The organism is Ensifer sp. ENS07 (genome assembly GCF_014852185.1).
In the GTDB taxonomy this organism is placed as follows: domain Bacteria; phylum Pseudomonadota; class Alphaproteobacteria; order Rhizobiales; family Rhizobiaceae; genus Ensifer; species Ensifer adhaerens.
The window spans coordinates 1-1,655 of record NZ_JACVBE010000044.1; the positions used below are offsets into that span (position 1 = coordinate 1).

The 1,655-nt window shown below is 57.4% G+C and carries 1 protein-coding gene; it reads left to right on the top strand.

Translation table 11 applies throughout. The annotated features are described in order from the left end of the window. Positions 1-20 precede the first annotated feature (20 nt). Entirely contained in the window at positions 21-1,646 is a 1,626-nt protein-coding gene (locus IB277_RS37515) for an ISL3 family transposase (protein WP_246812924.1), read from the top strand. Positions 1,647-1,655 lie beyond the last annotated feature (9 nt).

Below are 1,655 nucleotides of genomic sequence, written 5' to 3' on the forward strand. Positions count from 1 at the left end.
CTCGACTGCTATCTGCGGGGATGCGAGCGCAATTGAAATGGTCACCCGGCCCAGGGGTCAAGGTTCTGGGTATTACCGTTCAAGATGAAGAAAACTGGGTTGTTTCTGCCGCTGCGAAACCTGTCGGTATCTGCCCGGATTGTGGAACGCAAAGCCGGCATCGCCACGGCTGGCACAACCGCCGCCTCCAGGACTTGCCTGTTCAAGGTCAAGTTGTGAAAATCGAGCTCGCACTGAACCGGTGGCAGTGCAGACACCGGAAATGCGGGCGACGAACCTTCACCGACAGGTTGCCTGAGATTGCTTCACCCTACATGCGACGAACTGAACGGATGGCTGAGATTGTGGGCTTGATTGGCCACAGGATGGGCGGTCGCCCAGGTGAGCACTTGCTGCATCGGCTTGGCATGCCGGTCAGCGACGACACGATCTTGCGGCAATTGAAGCGCGATAATCCGGCGTCCACGCAAAAAGACACTATTCGGGTTGTGGGCATCGATGATTGGAGCTGGCGGCATTCCTCGCGGTACGGGACGATCATGGTCGATCTTGAGCGTCATTCGGTCGTCGATGTTTTGGAGGACCGCAGCGTCGAGAGCGCAAAATCTTGGTTGCAAGAACGTCCGACGATCGAGGTCGTGAGCCGAGATCGCTGTGGTTTGTATGCTCAGGCAGCCCGAGAGGGCGCCCCGCAGGCCCTCCAGGTGGCTGACCGTTTTCATCTGGTCCAAAATCTCAGGGAGGCGATCAAGGAACAGATGAGCGTGTACGGTCACGCCAATGTTAGACCCATTCTCTCTGAAGATGCTATCGCCAGCGCCAGGTCACAGCAGCGCCGTGCCCGCTTGGCGCACAGGCAATCTCGTCAGGAAATATTCGACACGTTTCAAGCTTTGCGGCAGCAGGGCCTCACCTACAGCGAGATTGCAAGGCGGACCGGATACGAGCGCCGCAGCATCGCGAATTGGCTTACTTCCAATGCGCCTCGAGACAGAAACCGAGCGACATTGAATCCGACATCGCCACTGTATTTTGAAACATTTCTGGCTGAATGCTGGAGGAATGGAAACCGCATTGGGCGCCATCTGTTTTACGACATCAAGAACCGCGGCTACACGGGCAGCCGCTCCAATCTGGAGCGCCTGTTGAAGGTGTGGCGTGAGGTCGAAAACATTCAACCCGACGAGCCGCTTCCGGAGACGGATGTTTCAGAACCCGTCCGCGATCCTGACACGGGCCATATGATCTCGTCTGTGGTGGCAGCCGCTTTGTGCATAAAGCCGCGCGGCTTGCTGACAGATCGCCAGGCCAGAAACGTCGATGCATTGAAGCAGGGCTCTCGAGCGTTCGCCATAATGCGTGGCTTGGCCATGCGCTTCAACGGCATCTTGCGCAGCAGGAGCCCGGACGCGCTGGATGAATGGATCGACGATGCCATCGACACCGAGCTCACGGCAATCATGCGTTTCGCCAGCGTTTTGCGCCGGGATATTGATGCCGTCAAAAATGCAATCGAACTCCCGTGGAGCAACGGTCAAGCCGAAGGGCAGATCAACCGCCTCAAGATGCTGAAGCGAGCAATGTACGGTCGCGCCGGCCCACAACTGATGAGGGCGAGAATGCTGCCACTGAATCACAGAAATTGAGGATGAACC